General features: G+C 75.7%; 3 protein-coding genes and 1 pseudogene. All 4 read right to left on the bottom strand.

Going from position 1 to position 20,040, the window contains the following annotated elements; translation table 11 throughout:
- Positions 1-3: 3 nt before the first annotated feature.
- Complete coding sequence (locus ACYQ77_RS10630; RefSeq protein WP_459709900.1) at positions 4-1,611, bottom strand: DHA2 family efflux MFS transporter permease subunit; 1,608 nt, start codon at positions 1,609-1,611, stop codon at positions 4-6.
- The gene (locus ACYQ77_RS10625; protein WP_459709898.1) at positions 1,608-1,820 is read right to left on the bottom strand and encodes an MbtH family protein; all 213 of its coding nucleotides are present in this window, start codon (positions 1,818-1,820) and stop codon (positions 1,608-1,610) included. The genes ACYQ77_RS10630 and ACYQ77_RS10625 overlap by 4 nt, the downstream gene beginning before the upstream one ends.
- Positions 1,817-11,986 (bottom strand): non-ribosomal peptide synthetase, encoded by a 10,170-nt coding sequence (locus tag ACYQ77_RS10620; RefSeq protein WP_459709897.1) that lies wholly within the window; start codon positions 11,984-11,986, stop codon positions 1,817-1,819. Before ACYQ77_RS10620 ends, ACYQ77_RS10625 begins: the two co-directional genes overlap by 4 nt.
- Positions 11,983-20,028 (bottom strand): annotated as a pseudogene (locus tag ACYQ77_RS10615) (amino acid adenylation domain-containing protein); the annotation flags it as partial. The gene ACYQ77_RS10620 and the pseudogene ACYQ77_RS10615, both read right to left, overlap by 4 nt.
- Between the last annotated feature and the right edge of the window lie 12 nt (positions 20,029-20,040).

Raw genomic sequence — 20,040 nt, 5'->3', positions numbered from 1 at the left:
GGGTCAGGCACGTGCGGCGGAGACGGGGTCGGCGCCCGCCCGTGGCTTCTCGCGGACCGCGAGCGTCAGCAGCACGGACACCACGAGGAGCGCGGCGGGCACCAGGAACGCGATCCGCACGGCGTCGGTCAGCCCGGTGCGGAACACCGCGCCGGCCGCGTCGTGCAGGGCACCGGCGGCGTCGGCCGACGTGCCGGGCGGGACGGGGATGTGGAACTGGTCGGGGCCGACCTCGAGCCGTCCGGCGGTGGCCTCGGCGACACCGGCGCGCAACGGGTCCCGCAGTGCCGGGTCGAGCGCGGCGGCGTGGGTGTCGGCGGCGTCCCGCAGCGCGGCGCCCAGCCGCGACTGGACGACCGCGCCGACCACGGCGGCCGCGACGGTGGCGCCGAAGTTGCGGATCGTGTTGAGGGCGCCGGACGCCGCGCCCGCCATCGCGGGGTCGATGTCGTGCATGGCGATGGCGAGCGGGGGCGCGAACACCACGCCCATCGCGACGCCGATGACGACGAGCCCGGGCAGCAGGTCCCACCAGCCCGCGGCGGGCCCGGCGGCCAGCGCCAGCTGCCCCAGCCCGACGGCGAACAGCAGCAGGCCGGCGACGAGGAGGTACTTGCCGCCGAACCGGTCGGTCAGCCTGCCGGTCACCGGCGCGACGGCGCTGGAGACCACCGGCGCGATCGCGATGACCACCCCGGCGGACACCGCCGCCAGCCCCAGCCCGGACTGCAGCAGGATCGACAACAGCAGCAGCATCGCCCCGACCGCGCCGACGAGCGTGATCGTGACCGCCGCCATGCACGCGAAGTTGCGGTCGCGCAGGATCACGAACGGCAGCAACGGTTCCCGGTCCTGCCTGCCGCGCTCCACGCGGGCGAACACCGCGAGCAGCACCACCCCCGCGCCGATGACGGCCGCGACCGGCACCGGCCCCCACACGCGGCCCCAGCCGTGCGACTGGCCCTCGATGAGCCCGTAGCTGATCAGGAACAGTGCGGCGCCGGCGAGCGCGGACCCGAGCAGGTCCAGCCTGCGCCGCCGCCCGCCCGCCACGTCGGGCACCAGCAGGAGCGCGAGCACCGCGGTGGCGAGGCAGACCGGGACGTTCACGAGGAACACCCAGCGCCAGCCCCAGGCGGAGACGATGAGCCCGCCGAGGCTCGGGCCGATGGCGACCGCGAGTCCCGCGACCGCGCCCCAGATGCCCATGGCCCGGCCGCGGCGCTCCGGCGGGAAGATCTTGCTGATCATGGACAGCGACTGCGGGGACACGAGCGCGCCGCCGAACGCCTGCACCAGCCGGGCCAGGATCAGCACGGCCGGCGACTGCGCGAGCCCGGCGAGCACCGAGCCGGCGGCGAACACCACCAGGCCGATGACGTAGAGCCTGCGCGGCCCGTACAGGTCGCCGAGCCGGCCCGCGGTGATGACGACCGCGGCGAGCACGATGGTGTAGCCGTTGACCATCCACAGCAGCTCGTCGAACGTCGCGTCCAGGCCGGTGCCGACCGCCGGGATGGCCGTGTTCACCGACGTGCTGCTCACGCCGGTCACGAACAGCCCCAGCATCAGGGTGTACAGCACCACCCAGGGGCTGCGGCCGCCGGTCATGCCCGGTCCATGGCCTCGGCGAGGCTCCTGGGCCGCATGTCGGTCCAGTGCTCCTCGACGTGGTCGAGGCACTCCTGCCTGCCCGCCGGGCCGTGCGCCACCGTCCAGCCCGCGGGCACCTCGGCGAACTCGGGCCACAGCGAGTACTGGCCCTCGTCGTTGACGAGCGCGTAGTAGGTGCCGTCGGCGTCTTCGAACGGGTTGGTCATGACATCCTCCCGATGAGTTCCACTGTGGACAGTTGGGTGGCGAGCGCCGCGGCGATGCCGGACAGGTGCTCGGACCGGGTCATCTCGCCGTGGGCGCAGGCGACCGGCCGGATGTCGACGCGGCCGAGGACGTGCGGCGCCCACGCCGCCGCCGGGTCCGCGAGCCCGGGCGGCCGGTCGGCGGTGGCGGAGAAGAACAGGACGTCGCCGTCGAAGGTCCCCGGCCGGTGGTCGGCGCGCAGGGCCGCGTTGTTGGCGAAGACGGCGGCGACGGCGGGCAGCACGTCCGGGCCGAGCATGGCGAGGGCGCCCGCGCCCGCTCCGGCGAGCCGGGTGGCCGCCGCCAGGTCGAGTGGTCCGGCGCCGAGGTCCCGCACACCGAGCGAGCGCAGGAGGTCGGCCAGGACCTCGGGCTCGTCCCGGGCCGGCGCGGGTCCGGTGGCCGGGTAGGCGTCCATCATGGCGAGCAGCGCGACCCGTTCGCCGTCCGCGCGCAGCCGCACGGCCATGGCGTGGGCGACGTTGCCGCCGAACGACCAGCCGAGCAGGTGGTAGGGCCCGGTGGGCTGCACGGCGCGGAGCTGGGCCACGTAGTCGGCGGCCATCTCCGCCACACCGGTCGCGAGCGGCGAGTGCCCGTCGAGGCCGCGTGCCTGCAGGCCGTACACCGGCTGGTCTGGTCCGAGCGCGTGCAGGAGTCCGGAGTAGACCCAGCTGATCCCGGCGGCGGGGTGCACGCAGAACAGCGGTGGCCGCGGTCCGGCCGTGCGCAGCGGTAGCAGCACGTCGAGGGCGCCACCCGCGTCCGCGTCGCCGTCGAGCAGTGCGGCGAGCGCGGCCGGGGTGGGGGCCTGGAACAGGTCCCGGATGCCCGCCCGGACGCCGAGGTCGGCCCGGACGCGGCCGACGAGCCCGGTCGCGAGCAGCGAGTGCCCGCCGAGGTCGAAGAAGTTGTCGTCGGCGCGGACCCCGGGGACGCCGAGGACCTCACCGAACAACCGGCACAGCAGCCCTTCCCGGGAGGTGCGCGGCGCGCGTCCCGCGCTGCCCGTGAGCGCGGGCGCCGGGAGCGCGGCACGGTCGAGCTTTCCGTTGGGGCTCAACGGGAGCGCGTCGAGGCGCACGACGACCGAGGGGACCATGTGCGCCGGGAGCACGGCCGCGGCGTGGGCGCGGACCGCGGCGGGGTCCATCTCCCCCGTGCCGTCGGGGACCGCGTAGCCGACGAGCCGGTCCTCGCGGACGGTCGCGGCGGCCCTGGCGACGCCGGGCGCACCGGCGAGCGCGGCCTCGACCTCGCCCAGCTCGACCCGGTGGCCGCGCACCTTGACCTGGTCGTCGGTGCGGCCGACGAACTCCAGCTCGCCGTCGCGCCGCCACCGGACCCGGTCGCCGGTCCGGTACATGCGCCCCGGCGTGAACGGGTCGGCGACGAAGCGTTCCGCCGTGGGCCCCGGCCGGTGCAGGTAGCCGCGGGCGAGGCCGGGACCGGCGACGTACAGATCACCGGGCACCCCGGGCGGGGTGAGGCGCAGCCGGGCGTCGAGCACGTAGACGCGGACGTAGTCGTGGGGCCTGCCGATCGGGACCTGGCCCTCGGGTGCCGGCATGCCCGGGTCGAGGCGGTACTCGGTGCAGTTGACGCAGATCTCGGTGGGGCCGTAGACGTTGCGGACCACGGCCGCCGGGTTCTGCCGCCGCCACGGGGCGAGGGCCGGGCCGAGGAGCGGTTCGCCGCCGAGCATCAGCTCGCCGCCGGGTGCGAGTGTGGCGGGCAGATCGGTCAGCGCGGGCAGGTGACTGGGGGTGGCCTTGACGAACGTCGCCGGCGGGCCCGCGGGGGCGTCGGGGTCCAGCGGGGCGACGTGGACGCGGCCGCCGGTGACGAGCGGGGTGTAGAGCGCGGTCACGGTCAGGTCGAACGACACGGCGGTGTGCAGGAGCACGGTGCCGCGGGCCGCCGGGTACGTGTCCTTGGCACGGGCCAGGTAGGTGGCGAGCGCGCCGTGCTCGACGACGACGCCCTTCGGCCGGCCGGTCGAGCCGGACGTGTGGATCGCGTACACGGGGTGCGCGGCGGTCAGGGGTGCGCGCCGGTCGGCGTCGGTCACCGGTCCGGCGTCCCGCGCGTGCACGGCCGCCGCGGTCGCCGGGTCGTCGAGCACGAGCCGCGGCACGCCGGTGCCGGGCAGCGCGGTGCCCGCGGTGGTGACGAGCAGTGCGGGGACCGCGTCGTGCAGGACCAGCTCGGTGCGCGCCGCGGGGTGCGCGGGGTCGACGGGCAGGTAGGCCGCGCCGGACCGCACGACCGCGAGCAGCGCGACCACCAGGTCGGCGGTGGCGGGCACGGCGAGCGCGACGAGCCGTTCCGGGCCCGCGCCGAGCGCGACGAGGTGGCGCGCCAGCCGGTTGACCCGCGCGTCCAGCTCCCGGTAGGTCAGTTCGCCGTCGGGGTCGGACACGGCGACGGCGTCCGGGGTGCGGGCGACCTGGGCGGTGACGAGGTCCGGCAGGAGGACCGCGGGCCGGGTGGTGCCGGTGCCGTTCCACTCGACGAGCAGGCGGTGGCGTTCCCCGGCGGTCAGCAGGTCGATCGTGCCGACCGGTGCGTCGGGGTCGGCGACCGCGGCGGTGAGGAGCCGGACCAGCCGGTCGCGCAGGTCCTCGACGGTCGCGCGGTCGAACAGGTCGGTGCGGTAGCCGAGCACGCCGGTGAGAGCGCCGTCGGTCTCGGTGAGCACCAGGGAGAGGTCGTAGCGAGCGGTGAACCCGCCGACCGGTTCCTCGCCGACCTCGAGCCCGGGCAGCTCGACCGTCGTGTCCGGCAGGTTCTGCAACGCGAACATCACCTGGAACAGCGGGTGGTGCGCCAGGGAACGGGCCGGGTTCAGCACCTCCACGAGGCGTTCGAACGGCACGTCCTGGTTGGCGTGCGCGGCGAGATCGGTCTCGCGGACCCGCGCCACCAGCTCCCGGAAGCTGGGGTCCCCGGCCAGGTCGGTGCGCAGCACCAGCGTGTTGACGAAGAACCCGACGAGGTCGTCCAGCGCCTCGTCGGTGCGGCCCGCCACCGGACTGCCGATCGCGATGTCGGTGCCCGCGCCCGACCGGTTCAGCACCGCCAGCAGACCGGCACGCAGCACCATGAACAGGCTCGCTCGGGCCTCCCGGGCGAACGCGGTGAGCCGGGTGAGCAGGTCGGCGTCGACGTGCACCGGCACCTGCTCGCCGTGGTGGCCCGCGACGGCGGGCCGGGGCCGGTCGGTCGGCAGCGCGAGGCGTTCCGGCAGGCCCGCGAGCGCCGCCCGCCAGTACGCCACCTGACCGTCCACATCGGCGTCGTCGAACAGCTCGCGCTGCCAGCGCGCGTAGTCCGCGTACCGCACCGGCAGCGGTGTCCACTGTGGAGCACGGCCGGAGCGGCGGGCCGCGTACGCGGTCGCGAGGTCGCGCGCCAGCGGCGCCAGGGAGGCGCCGTCGGTGGCGATGTGGTGCATCACGACGAGCAGCACGTGCTCGCCGGGCCCCCGCCGGAACAGGGTGGCCCGCAGGAGCGGCCCGGTCGCGAGGTCGAACGGGACGGCGGTCTCGGCGGCGAGCGCGTCCGGTGTCCAGGGCGCGGTCCGCCACGGCACCTCGGCCGTGCCGAGCACGACGGGCCGCGGTTCGCCCCCGCTCTCCGGGTACGTGGTGCGGAGCGGTTCGTGGCGGGCCACGACGTCGGTGACGGCCGCGCGCACCGCGTCCACGTCGAGGTCGCCGCGCAGCCGCAGCGCGAACGGGACGTGGTGGCGCCCCGCCTCGCCCGCCAGCCTGCTGAGGAACCACAGCCTGCGCTGGCCGAACGACAGCGGCGCCGCGTCCGCCGGTGTCCCGGGCCGCACCCTGGTCCGCGCGGCCGCCGCACCGGGCAGCCGCTCGACGAGTCCCGCCGGCGTGGGTGCCTCGAACAGGTCCCGCACGGCGAGTTCCACGCCGAGCAGCGCACGGACGCGGCTGACCAGTCGGGTGGCGAGCAGCGAGTGCCCGCCCAGCGCGAAGAAGTCGTCGGCCATGCCCGCCGTGGCGACGCCGAGGACGTCGGCGAACGCCCGGCACACCAGCTGTTCGGTGGCGTTGCGGGGTTCCTGCCCGGCAGGCGCCGGGGCTTCCGGTGCGGGCAGCGCACGCCGGTCGAGCTTGCGGTTGCGCGTCAGGGGCAGCTCGTCGAGCACGACGAACGCCGCGGGCACCATGTACGCGGGCAGGGTGGCACGCAGGTGCGCTGTCAACGCGGCGGTGTCCACCGGGCCGGCGGGCACCACGTAGCCGACCAGCCGCCGGTCCCCCGGCCGGTCCTCGCGGGCCACGACCGCGGCCTGGGCGACGGCGGGGTGCCGGGTCAGCGCGGCCTCGACCTCGCCGAGCTCGATGCGGAACCCGCGGATCTTGACCTGGGTGTCGACGCGGCCCAGGTACTCGAGCAGGTCGTCGCGGCGCAGGCGCACGAGGTCGCCGGTGCGGTAGAGCCGGGTGCCGGGCGGGCCGAACGGGTTGGCGGTGAACCGTTCCGCCGTCAACGCGGGGCGGTTCAGGTAGCCGCGGGCGAGCACGGCGCCCGCCAGGTACAGCTCGCCCGGCACCCCCGGTGGCACCGGCCGCAGCCACCGGTCGAGCACGTAGACCGCGGCACCCGCGATGGGCTGGCCGATGGGTGCGCTCGCGTCCCAGCTGGACTCGCCGGCGGGCAGCGCGTACCCGGTGACCACGTGCGTCTCGGTCGGGCCGTAGTGGTTGTGCAGCCGCCTGCCCGGTGCGCGGCGGACGAACGCGCGCAGCCGTTCCCCGAGCACGAGCGCCTCACCGGCCTGCGCGACGTGCCGCAGCGCGGGGAGGTCGCGGTCCTGGTCGAGCGCGGCCTCGGCGATCGCGTCGAGCACGAGGTTGGGTGCGTACAGCTCGGTGACGCCTCGCTCGTCGAGCCAGGCGGCGAAGGCCGCCGGGTCGCGGCGGGTGTCCTCGGCGGGGATCACCAGGCACTTGCCCGCGGTCAGCGCGGAAAGGATCTCCTGCGCGGAGACGTCGAACGTGGTGGCCGTGAACTGGGCGACCCGTGCGCCCTGCCCCGCCTCGCCGATCGCGTCGTGGTGCCAGGCCATCAGGTTCACCAGCGGCCCGGCGGGCATCGTGACGCCCTTGGGGACGCCGGTGGAGCCGGACGTGTAGAGGACGTAGGCGGGGGTGTCCGGGGTGAGCGGCGCGAGCCGGTCGGCGTCGGTCAGGTCGGTGTCCACGCCGGACCCGCTGCCGAGGTCGGCGAGGCGCAGGCACGGCACCCCGTCGACGGCGGTCTCGCCGGTCAGCACGAGCACCGGGCGGGCGTCGGCGAGCACGGTCCGCACCCGCTCGGGCGGGTGCTCGAGGTCGATCGGCAGGTAGGCCGCGCCGGCCTTCAGCACCGCGAGCACGGCGGTGACGAACGCGGGCGAGCGGGGCAGGGCCAACGCCACGATCCGTTCGGGGCCCGCGCCGCGGGCGACGAGGGCACGGGCGAGCCGGTTCGCGGCGCGGTTCAGCTCCGCGTAGGTGACGCCGGGACCGCCGGTGTCGTGCTGGATCGCGAGCGCGCCGGGCGTGCGGGCGGCGTGGTGCTCGACGAGCGCGGGCAGCGTGGTCGCGGGCGGCCTGCCGTCGGCGGGGCGGGTGAGCCGGGCCCGTTCGGCGCCGGTGAGGATCTCCAGTGCGCTGACCGGCAGGCCGGGGTCGGCGGCGGCCGCGGCGAGGAGCCGGACGTAGCGGGCGGCGATGGACTCGGCGGTGGCCCGGTCGAACAGGTCGGCGCTGTACTCGAGCACCCCGTCGACGCCGCCGCCCGGGTGCTCGGTGAGGGAGAGCAGCAGGTCGTACTTGGCGCTGCCGCTGCCGACGTCCTGGACGGCGACGTCGAGCCCGGGCAGGGCGGCGGTGGCGTCGCCGGTGTTCTGCAGCACGAACAGGACCTGGAACAGCGGGTGGTGCGACAGCGAGCGCGCCGGGTTCAGCACCTCCACGAGGCGTTCGAACGGCACGTCCTGGTTCGCGTGCGCGGCGAGGTCGGTCTCGCGGACCCGCCCGACCAGCTCCCGGAACGTGGGGTCGCCGGTGAGGTCCGTGCGCAGCACCAACGTGTTGACGAAGAAGCCCACCAGGTCGTCCAGCGCGGCGTCGGTGCGGCCCGCCACGGGGCTGCCGATCGCGATGTCCGTGCCGGCGCCCAACCGGTTGAGCAACGCCACCAGACCCGCTCGCAGCACCATGAACAGGCTGGCGCCCGAGCCGTGGCACAGCGCGGTGAGCGCGTCGTGCAGGACCGGGTCGATCGCGACCGGCACCTGGCCGCCGCGGTAGGTGTTCACGGCCGGGGCGGGCCGGTCGGCGGGGAGGTCGATGCGTTCCGGCAGCCCGTCGAGCGTCCGCCGCCAGTGGTCCACCTGGGCCGCGGCGAGGCTGTCCGGATCGGCCTCGTCCCCCAGCAGCCGTTGCTGCCACAGCGTGTAGTCGGTGTAGGTCACCGGCAACGGCGTCCACTGTGGCGTGTCACCGGCGCGGCGGGCCGTGTACGCCGCAGCCAGGTCCCGCGCCAGCGGGCCCATGGACGCGCCGTCGGTCGCGATGTGGTGCACCACGAGGAGCAGCACGTGGTCCTCGGGACCGAGCACCAGCAGGCACGCCCGCACCGGCAGCTCGGTGGCGAGGTCGAACCCGGCCTCGGTCTCGGTGCGCAGGACGTCGTCGAGTGCGTGCGCGGCCACGGGGATCATCCGCCACGGCACGGTCACGTCGGCCGGGTCGGTGACGTGCTGGGCGGGGTCGCCCCCGTGGTCGGGGAAGGTCGTGCGCAGGGGTTCGTGCCTGGCCACCACGTCACCGACGGCCGCGCGCAGGGCAGCGGCGTCGAGCGGGCCGCGCAGCCGCAGCGCGAACGGGACGTTGTAGAGGCCGGGCGCGTCCTGGAGGCGGTTGAGGAACCACAGCCTGCGCTGGGCGAACGACAGCGGGACCGCCTCGGGCCGCGGCACGGGGCGCAGCGCGGGCCGGGTGGTGCCGGCGGCCGCGAGGTGACCGGCGAGCCCGGCGACCGTCGGCGCCTCGAACAGCGCCCGGATCGGCAGCTCGACGCCGAGGGCGGCGCGGACCCGGCTCGCGAGCCGGGTGGCGAGCAGCGAGTGCCCGCCGAGGTCGAAGAAGCTGTCGTCGATGCCCACCCTCGGCACGCCGAGCACCTCGGCGAACAGGTCGCACAGCGCCTGCTCGCGCGGGTCGCGCGGTGGCCGCTCCCCCGCCGCGGCGGCGAGGTGCGGCGCCGGGAGCGCGGTGCGGTCGAGCTTTCCGTTGGGGCTCAGGGGCAGCACGTCGAGGACGACGACCGCCGAGGGCACCATGTGGTCGGGCAGCGCGGTGGCGAGGTGGGCGCGCAGGTCTCCGGGGTCGGCGGCGGTGACCGCGTAGGCGACGAGCCTGCGGTCGCCGGGCCGGTCCTCGTGGACGACCACAGCGGCGTCGGTGACGTCCGGGTGGCGGAGGACGGCGGCCTGGATCTCGCCCAGTTCGACGCGGTGGCCGCGGATCTTCACCTGCCGGTCGGCGCGGCCGAGGAACACGAGGTTGCCGTCGCGGCGCCTGCGCACGAGGTCGCCGGTGCGGTACATGCGTGCGCCGGGCGCGCCGAACGGGTCGGGCACGAAGCGTTCGGCGGTCATGCCGGGCTGGTTCAGGTAGCCGCGGGCGAGGCCGTCGCCCGCGATGTACAGCTCGCCGGGAACGCCGGGCGGCACCGGCGCCAGGCGGTGGTCGAGGACGTGGGCGCGGGTGTTGTGGACGGGGCGGCCGATGGGCGGGGTGTCCACTCCGGACAACGGGTCGCTCATGGTGGCGACGACGGTGGTCTCGGTGGGTCCGTAGACCTGCATCATGGTCCGGCCCGGTGACCAGCGGGCCACCAGCTCCGGCGAGCACGCCTCCCCACCGACGACGAAACCCCGCAGCGTCGGGAGGTCCCGGTCCGCGGGCACGGACGCCAGCATCGACGCGACGAGATCGGTGTGCGTGACGGCGTGCTCGGTGACGAGCGTGGCGAGGTCCGTGCCGACGAGGTGCCGTTCCGGCGTGGGCACGACGAGGGTGGCGCCCGCGAGCAGCGTCATCGCGATGTCCGCCATGGACACGTCGAAGCTGATCGACACCGCCAGCAGGAACCGGCTCGACGTGTCCAAGCCCAGCCGGCCGATGTGCGCGGCGGCGACCCCGGCGATGCCGCGGTGGGTCACCACGACGCCCTTCGGCCGCCCGGTGGACCCGGACGTGAAGATCACGTACGCGGGGTGCGACACGAGCAGCGGGCAGGTGCGGTCTGCGTCGGTGACGGCCGCGGCGGACCCGGCCGCGATCAGGGCGGCGGTCGCGGGGTCGTCGAGCACGACCAGTGGGGTCGCGGTGGCGGGCAGGGTCGTCGCGGTGGTGGTGACGAGGAGGGCGGGTGCGGTGTCGGCGAGCATCAGCGCGATGCGTTCGGCCGGGTAGCCGGGATCGACCGGCAGGTAGGCGGCACCGGACTTCAGCACCGCGAGCCACGCGACGACCATGTCCACCGACCGCGGCACGGCGAGTGCCACCACGCGTTCGGGGCCCGCGCCGGACGCGATCAGGTGCCGCGCCAGGCGGTTCGCGCGCTCGTCCAGCTCCCCGTACGTCAGCTCCGCGTCCCCGCACACCACCGCGGTCCGGTCCCGGCACGTCGCCACCCGCCGTGCCACCAGCTCGCCCAGGGGCGCCACCGCCACCGCGTGGCGGGTGGCGTCCCGGTCGGCGGCCAGCTGCGCGTGTTCCGCCGGGGTCAGCAGGTCCACGTCGTCGACGCGGCGGTCCGGGTCGGCGATGACCGCGTCGAGCAGGCGGACGAGCCGGCCGGCGAGGGACCGGGCGGTGTCGTCGTCGAACAGGTCCGTCCGGTACTCGACGGTCAGGTCCGCGCCGCCCGGTTCGACGTTGCGGTGTTCGGCGAACCGCACGACGAGGTCGAACCGGGCGGCCGCGGTGTGCACGGGTACCGCCTCGACGGCCAGTCCGGTCAGCTCGGGCACCGGGTCGGGTTCGCTCTGCGCGAGCAGCATCACCTGGAACAGCGGGTGCGTGGTGAGGGACCGGGCCGGGTTGAGCACCTCCACGAGCCGCTCGAACGGCACGTCCTGGTGCGCGAACGCCGCCAGATCGGTCTCCCGCACCCGCGCCAGCAACTCCCGAAAGGACACTCCCCCGCTCGTGTCGGTGCGCAACACCACCGTGTTGACGAAGAACCCGACCAGGTAGTCGAGCGCCTCGTCGGTGCGCCCCGCCACCGGTGTGCCGATGGGGATGTCGGTGCCCGCACCCATCCGGGTCAGCAGCGCCGCGAGCGCGGCCTGCACCACCATCAGCGGGCTGACCCGGTGGTCGCGTGCCAGGTCGCGGAACCGGGTGTGCCAGTCGCCGTCGAGCCCGACCGTGACGGTCGCCGCGGCCTCGCCGGGTGCGGCCGGATGACGGTCGGCGGGCAGCGCCAGCCGGTCGGGCAGGTCCGCGAGGGTGGTGCGCCAGAAGCCGAGCTGCCGGGCGACGACACTGTCCGGATCGGACTCGGCGCCGAGCAGTTCCTGTTGCCACAGCGTGTAGTCCGCGTACTGCACCGGCAGCGGCGCCCACTCGGGTGCCGCACCGGCCAGCCGGGCGCGGTACGCCGCCGACAGGTCCCGCACCAGCGGCGACAGCGACCACCCGTCGGCGGCGATGTGGTGCACCACCAACAAGAGCACGTGCTCGTCGGCCGACACCCGGAACAGGTGGCACCGCAACGGCGCCTCCACCGCCAGGTCGAAACCCACGCGGGCGGCGGCGGTCATGGCCGCGGCGAGGTGCTCGGGCCGGACGTCGGTCTCGGCGAACACCGGCGGGGCGGGCTCGGCGACGAGCTGGTGCGGTTCGCCGTCGACGTCCGGGAACGTGGTGCGCAGCGGTTCGTGGCGGCCGACCAGATCGGCGAGGGCCGCGCGCAGGGCGGGCACGTCCAGCGGGCCGCGCACCCGGAACGCCGTGGGGCTGTTGTAGGTCGCACCGTGACCTTCGAGCTGGTTGAGGAACCACAGCCTGCGCTGGGCGAACGACAGCGGGATCACGATGCCTCCTGCCGGTTGCGTGCCCGCAGCACCGGCCGGGGCCGCGATGGGGACGCCGTCTGGACGCGGGCGGCGAGCGCGGCGACGGTGGGGCTCTCGAAGAACGCCCGCAGCGTCAGCTCCACCCCCAGCGCCCGGTGGACGCGGCTGATGAGCTTGGTGGCGAGCAGCGAATGGCCGCCGAGGTCGAAGAAGTCGTCGTCCACGCCCACCTCCGCGTGCCCGAGCACGTCGGCGAACAGGCCGCAGAGGAGTTCCTCGCCGGGACGGTCCGGCGGCCTGCTCGGCGTCCGGGTCAGGTCGGGTGCGGGCAACGCGGCGTGGTCCAGTTTCCCGTTGGGGGTCAGGGGAAGCACGTCGAGGACGACGACGGCCGACGGCACCATGTAGTCCGGCAGCAGGGTGCCCGCGTGCGCGCGGAGCGCGGCCGGGTCGAGCGGCCGGCCGGCGGCGGGCACGGCGTAGGCGACGAGCCGGTCGTCGCGGACGACCACGGCGGCGTCCTCGACGTCGTCGTGCCGCGCGACGGCGGCCTGGATCTCGCCGAGCTCGACGCGGTAGCCGCGGATCTTCACCTGCCGGTCGGCGCGGCCGACGAACACGAGGTCGCCGTCCCGGCGCCTGCGCACGAGGTCACCGGTGCGGTACATGCGGGCGCCGGGGTCGCCGAACGGGTCGGCGACGAACCGTTCGGCCGTGAGCGGCGCCCGGTTCAGGTAGCCGCGCGCGACACCGGCGCCGGTCACGTACAGCTCGCCCGCGACCCCGGGCGGAACGGGTTCGAGGAAGCGGTCCAGCACGTAGGCCCGCGTGCCGGGGATCGACCGCCCGATCGGCGGGACGTCCGTGCCGGACAGCGGGTCGCTCATCGTCGCGACCACCGTGGTCTCGGTGGGCCCGTAGACCTGCATCATCGTCCGGCCCGGTGACCACCGGGCCACCAGCTCCGGCGAGCACGCCTCCCCGCCCACCACGAAACCCCGCAGCGACGGCAGGTCCCGGTCCGCGGGCACCGACGCCAGCATCGACGCCACCAGGTCGGTGTGCGTGACGGTGTGCTCGTCCACCAGGTCGGCCAGCTCCGCACCCACGGCGTGCCGGTCGGGCGTGGGCACGACGAGGGCGGCACCCGCGAGCAACGTCATCGCGATGTCCGCCATGGACACGTCGAAGCTGATCGACACCGCCAGCAGGAACCGGCTCGACGTGTCCAGCCCCAGCCGGTCGACGTGCACGCCGGCGACCCCCGCGATCCCCCGGTGCGTGACGACCACGCCCTTGGGCCGTCCCGTCGAGCCGGACGTGAAGATCACGTACGCGGGGTGCGACACCAGCAGCGGCGACGTCCGGTCCGCGTCGGTGACCGGTGCGGCGGACTCGGCCGCGATCAGCGCGGCCGTCGCGGGATCGTCCAGCACCACCAGCGGCGCACCGGGGAAGGCGGCCGCGGACGCCGCCGTCGTCAGCACCCGGATCGGTGCCGCGTCGGCGAGCATCAGCGCGATGCGTTCGGCCGGGTAGCCCGGGTCGACCGGCAGGTACGCGGCACCCGACTTCAGCGCGGCGAGCCACGCCACGACCATGTCCACCGACCGCGGCACGGCCAGCGCCACCACCCGTTCCGGCCCGGCGCCCAGCCCCACGAGGTGGCGCGCCAGCCGGTTCGCCCGCTCGTCCAGCTCCGCGTACGTCAGCTCCTCGGTGCCGCACACGACGGCCGTCGCGTCCGGGCACATCGCGACCCGCCGTGCCACCAGTTCCGGCAGCGGCGCCACGTCGGCGGAGCAGGCGGCGGTGTCCCGCAGCAGCTCCGCGCGCCGGTCCGCCGAGAGGACGGGGACGCGGTCGACGGGCGCGTCCGGGCGGGACACCGCCGCGTCGAGCACCCGCACCAGTGCGGCGGCGAGTTCGCCGACGGTGCCGGGTTCGAACAGGACGGTGCTGTACTCGATGGCGCCGTCGATGCCCGCCGGTGCACCCGCGTCGGTGCGCCGCTCCGCGAGGTCCACCACGAGGTCGAACTTGGCGACTCCGGCGGCGAGGACGGCGACCTCTGCGGTCGCGCCGGGCAGCGCCAGCTCGGCGCGCACGGCGTTCTGGAAGACGAGCATCACCTGGAACAGCGGGTGCCGCGCGAGCGACCGGGCCGGGTTGAGCACCTCCACCAGGCGCTCGAACGGCACGTCCTGATGCGCGAACGCCGCCAGATCCGTCTCCCGCACCCGCGCCAGCAACTCCCGGAACGACACTCCCCCGCTCGTGTCGGTCCGCAACACCACCGTGTTCACGAAGAACCCGACCAGCTCGTCGAGCGCCTCGTCGGTACGCCCCGCCACCGGTGTCCCGATCGGGATGTCGGTGCCCGCACCCATCCGGGTCAGCAGCACCGCGAACGCCGCCTGCACGACCATGAACGCGGTGGTCCCGGTGTCCCGGGCCAGCTCGACGACCCTGCGGTGCAGGTCCGCGTCGACACGCACCGGCACGGTGTCCCCGTCGTAGCCGACCGCCGCTGGGCGCGGGTGGTCGAACGGCAGCTCCAGGTGGTCGGGCAGCCCGGCGAGCTGCCCGGTCCAGTACGCGAGCTGGGCTCCCGTCTGCTCGGCGTCGGCGAGCAGTTCCCGTTGCCACAGCGTGTAGTCCGCGTACTGCACCGGCAACGGCGCCCACGCCGGTGCGGTGCCCGCGACCCGGGCCCCGTACGCCGCCGACAGGTCCCGCACCAACGGCGTCAGCGACCAGCCGTCCCCGGCGACGTGGTGCACCACGACGAGCAGCACGTGCTCGTCCGCCGCCACCCGGAACAGGTGGCACCGCAACGGCACCTCCACCGCCAGGTCGAAACCGGCCCGGGCCGCCCGGCGCACGGCGTCGTCGACGCGGTCCGCCGCGACCTGCTCCACCGACAGCGGTGGCGGCGCGGCGTCCAGCACGAGCTGGCACGGCTCGCCGTCGGTGGCGGGCAGGACGGTGCGCAGCACCTCGTGCCGGTCGGTGACGTCGGCGAGCGCGGCACGCAGCGCCGCCACGTCGAGCCGCCCGGTGATCCGCAGGGCCAGCGGGATGTTGTAGGTGGCGCTCGGGCCTTCGAGCCGGTTGAGGAACCAGAGCCGTTGCTGTGCCGGGGACAGCGGGACCGTCGCGGGCCGGTCCGCGCGGGTCAGCGGCGGCCGGGCGACGCCGGTGGCCGCGGGTTCGAGCAGCACGCGGGCGAGTCGCTCGACGGTCGGCGCCTCGAACAAGACCCGGATCGGCAGCTCGACCCCGAACACGGCCCGCACGCGGCCGATCAGCCGGATCGCGAGCAGGGAGTGCCCGCCGCTGCGGAAGAAGTGGTCGGTCACGCCCACGCCCGGCACGCCGAGCACCTCGGCGAACAGGTCGCACAGCACGGCCTCCTGCGCCGAGCGCGGCGCCCGGCCCGGCCCGTCCGTTCCGGTCGTCTCCGGCGCGGGCAGCGCGGCGCGGTCGACCTTCCCGTTGGGGGTCTGGGGCAGGACGTCCATGAGCACGACCGCCGCGGGCACCATGTAGTCGGGCAGGCGCTCGGCGGCCCGCGCCAGCAGCTCCGAATGCACCGGCTGCCGTCCCGGCACCGGCACCACGTAGGCGACGAGGCGCTGATCGCCCGGCCGGTCCTCGCGGGCGACGACGACCGCACGGGTCACGTCGGCGTGCTCGCCGAGCACGGCCTCGATCTCGCCGAGCTCGATGCGGAACCCGCGGACCTTCACCTGGTGGTCGACGCGGCCGAGGAACTCCAGGCGGCCGTCGGCGCCCCAGCGCGCCAGGTCACCGGTGCGGTACATGCGGGATCCCGCCGCGAACGGGTCGGCGACGAACCGCTGCGTGGTCAGGCCCGGCTTGTTCAGGTAGCCGCGTGCCACGCCGTCGCCCGCGATGTACAGCTCGCCCGCGACGCCGGACGGGACCGGGCGCAGCGCCCGGTCGAGGACGTACACCCGCGTGTTGGCGATGGGGCCGCCGATCGTGGGCAGTCCCGGCCGCGCGTCCAGCCGCGCCGCGGTCGACCAGATGGTGGTCTCGGTGGGGCCGTACAGGTTCGTCACCTCGACGGCCAGCTCCCGCAGCGCGGTGGCGAGCTCGGCGGGCAGCGCCTCCCCGCCGACGAGCACACGCAGCCCGCGCACCCGGTCCGGCGCGGTGGTCACCAGCGCCTGCCACAGCGACGGTGTCGCCTGCACGACCGTCACCCCGCCGCGTGCCGCCAGGTCCGCCAGCCGCGCCGGGTCGACCACGACGTCCCTCGGCGCGAGGACGATCCCGGCGCCCGTGATCAGCGGCAGGAACACCTCGAGCGCCGCGATGTCGAAGGCGGTGGTGGTGACCGCGAGCAGCCGGTCCGCTGTCGTGAGGGGGAACCGGTCCCGCATGTCCAGCAGGAAGTTCACCAGCGCGCCGCGGGGCACCACGACGCCCTTGGGCCGCCCGGTCGAGCCGGAGGTGTGGATGACGTAGGCGGCGCCGTCCGGGCGCACGGGGGCGAGCCGGTCGGCGTCGGTCAGGTCGGTGTCCGGGTAGGCGGCCGTGGCGAGGTCGTCGACGGTCACGGCCGTGTCGAGCCCCAGCTCGCGCGCCAGCGCGGTGGTGGTGAGGACCAGGGCAGGCGCGGCGTCGGCGAGGATGTGGCGCACCCGCTCGACCGGGTAGTCCGGGTCCACCGGCACGTAGGCCGCGCCGGTCTTGAGCACCGCGGGCAGGGCGGTGACGAGGTCGGCCGACCGCGGCAGGACGATCGCCACGAGCCGTTCCGGGCCGACGCCGCGGGCGACGAGCGCGTGCGCCAGCCGGTTGGCCCGCGCGTTCAGCTCGGCGTGGGTCAGCTCGACCCCGCCCGCGGACAACGCGAGTGCCGCCGGGTTCGTGCGGGCCTGGGCCTCGACGAGTGCGGTCACGTCGGTGCCGGGCAGCGCGCGGGCCGGGCCGGTGCCCGCGGCGACGAGCCGTGCGCGCTCGTCCGGTCCGAGCGGGTCGATCCGGCCCGCGGGCGCCGCCGGGTCCCGCGCGACCGAGGTGAGCCACCGGCACAGCTGGTCGGCGGCCCGCGCGGCGTCCGCCGGGTCGACGAGGTCCGGGCGGTAGCAGACCCGCAGGCGCAGGCGGGTGCCCGGCGCGGCGTACAGGGTGAGCGGGTAGTGGCTCGGGTAGGTCGTCGTCAGCCCGTCCGCCCGCGGGCCGTGCGGCTGCGTGGCGATGGCGGCCGGGAAGTTCTCGACCACGGCGAGGGTGTCGAACAGCTCGGGCAGCCCGGTGGCGCGCTGGATCTCGGCGAGCCCGACGTGCGTGTGCGGCGCGGTGGCCGCCTGCTGGTCCCGCACCTGCGCGAGCACCGCCGCGGCCGGTGCCGCCGGGTCGAGCCGCACCCGCAGCGGCACCGTGTTGACCAGCAACCCGATCGTCGTCTCCGCGCCGGGCAGCTCCGGCGGACGGCAGGACACGGTGGTGCCGATGACCACGTCGTCGCGGCCGGTCAGCCTGCCGACGATGGCGGCCCACGCGGCCTGGACGGCGGCGCCGACGGTGAGCCCGTCCGCAGCCAGCACCTCGGCCAGCGCGCGGGTCGTCGACTCGGGCAGCTCGACCACGACCTCCTCGGTGCGCCCGCCCGCGTGCCCGTGCGCCGCCGCGACGAGGGTGGGTTCCCCGACCCCGGCCAGGACCTCCTGCCAGAACCGGGCCGACGCGGCGTGGTCGCGGGTGCCGAGCCAGGCCAGGTAGTCGCGGAAGGGACGCGACGACGTCGGCGCGCCGGCGTGGGCGGCGAGCCACTCCCCGATCAGCAGCGGCGCGGACCAGCCGTCGAACAGGATGTGGTGGTTGGTGAGCAGGACCCGGTGGTGGTCGGGAGCGAGCCGGACCACCGTCACGCGCAGCAGGGGCGGCGCGGCGAGGTCGAAGCCGCGGGACCGCTCGTCCTCGGCGAGCACCGCGACGGCCGCCGCCTGCTCGTCGGCCGGGAGCCGGGACAGGTCGGTCTCCCGCCACGGCAGGTCCACAGTGGACGGCACGAACTGCGCGCCGCCCGACGGCAGGAACCCCGCGCGCAGGTTGGCGTGGCGGGCCAGCACCCGCTCGGCGGCGGCGCGCAGGGCGGCGAGGTCCACGGGACCGGTCAGGTCGAACGCGAGGCCCATCGTGTAGGCGTCGGCGGCGCCGTCGTAGGCGGCGTGGAACAGCAGCCCCTCCTGCAACGGCGCGAGCGGCCAGACCTCGGTCACCGCGTTCGCGGAGAGCCAGGCGCGGTCCGCCGCGGACAGCGTGACCGGCGGCGGGTCCGCGGGCAGGTGCACCGGTCCGGCCGGCCGGGCGGCCGCTGCGAGCCGCGCGACGGTCCGGTGGGCGAGGACGTCACCCGGGTCGAACGCGAGCCCGGCCGCGCGTGCCCGGATCGCCAGGCGCATGGCGACGATGCTGTCGGCGCCGAGCGCGAGCACGTCGTCGTCGACCCCGATCCCGTCGAGGCCGAGCAGGTCGGCCACGAGCGTGCACAGGGTCCGTTCCTCTGCCGTGCGCGGCGCGGTGCCGGTGCCGGCGAACCGCGGCCGGGGCAGTGCCGCGCGGTCGAGCTTTCCGCTGGGGGTCAACGGGAACGCGGGCAACTCCACGAGTGCGGCGGGCACCATGTGCGCGGGCAGCGTGGTGGCGACGTGCGCCAGCACCGCGTCGGTGTCGAGCGCACCGGCGGCCACCGCGTAGGCGACGAGCACCGGGACACCCGGGACGTCCTCGCGCACCACGACGGCGGCCTGCGCGACGGCCGGGTGCCCGGTGAGCGCCGCCTCGATCTCGCCGAGTTCCACGCGTGCGCCGCGGATCTTGACCTGGTGGTCGGTCCGGCCGCGGTAGACGAGCGCGCCGTCGGGCCGCCGCGTCGCGAGGTCGCCGGTGCGGTACATCCTGGTCCCCGGCGGGCCGAAGGGGTCGGCGACGAACCGTTCCGCCGTGAGCCCGCGGCGGCCGTGGTACCCGTGCGCCAGCTGCACGCCCGCGAGGTACAGCTCGCCGACCTCGCCGTCGGGCAGCGGCGCCAGGTCCGGGCCGAGCACGTGGGTGGCCGTGCCCCACACCGGGTGTCCGATGGGGACGGTCGCGTCGCCGGCGTCGCCGGCACAGTGCCAGTACGTCACGTCCACCGACGCCTCGGTCGGCCCGTACAGGTTGTGCAGCCCGGCGGGCAGCAGGTCCCGGCACCGCGCCGCGAGGTCCGCTGGCAGCGCCTCGCCGCTGCAGATCACCGTGCGCAGCCCGGCGCAGCGCGCGGGCACGGTCGGTTCCGCGAGGAACACGGCGAGCATCGACGGTACGAAGTGGACGGTGGTGACCGACTCGGTCTCGATGAGCGCCGCGAGGTAGGCGGGGTCGCGGTGCCCGTCGGGCCGCGCGACCACCAGCGTGGCGCCGGTGAGCAGCGGCCAGAAGAACTCCCACACCGACACGTCGAAGCTGGACGGGGTCTTCTGCAGCACGCGGTCGCCCGGTCCCAGGCGGTAGGTGTCCTGCATCCACAGCAGGCGGTTCACGATGCCCCGGTGCGGCACCAGCACGCCCTTGGGGCGGCCGGTCGAGCCGGACGTGTAGATGAGGTACGCCGGGTGGTGCGGGCCGGCGGGCACCACGGCCGCGGGCGCCGCGGGCGTACCCACCGCCAGCACCGTGATCTCGGTGACGGGCAGCCGGTGCGCGTGCGCGGCCGAGGTCAGGACGACGGGCGCGCCGGAGTCGGCGAGCATGAACGCCACCCGGTCCGGCGGGTAGTCCAGGTCGAGGGGCAGGTAGGCGGCTCCGGCGTACAGGGTGCCGACGAGGGCGACCACCAGCTCCAGCGAGCGGGGCAGCGCCACCGCGACCACGTCCCCGGCCCGCGTGCCCTCGGCGACGAGCAGACCGGCCAGCTCCCGCGCCCGCCGGTCGAGCGCCGCGTAGGTCAGCGACTCGCCCTCGTACACGACCGCGACCGCGTCCGGGGTCCTGGCCGCCTGTGCACGCAGCAGCCCGGTCAGCGTCCCGTCCTCCGTCGCGCCCATCGCGTTCCT

It is taken from the genome of Actinophytocola sp. KF-1 (assembly GCF_054661535.1).
This window is presented reverse-complemented; position numbering and strand designations above follow the sequence as displayed.

What these genes read in the sequence shown, in the direction of transcription:
- ACYQ77_RS10630 (WP_459709900.1), bottom strand. Translation starts at nt 1,611, where the DNA reads ATGACCGGCGGCCGCAGCCCCTGGGTGGTGCTGTACACCCTGATGCTG.
- ACYQ77_RS10625 (WP_459709898.1), bottom strand. Translation starts at nt 1,820, where the DNA reads ATGACCAACCCGTTCGAAGACGCCGACGGCACCTACTACGCGCTCGTC.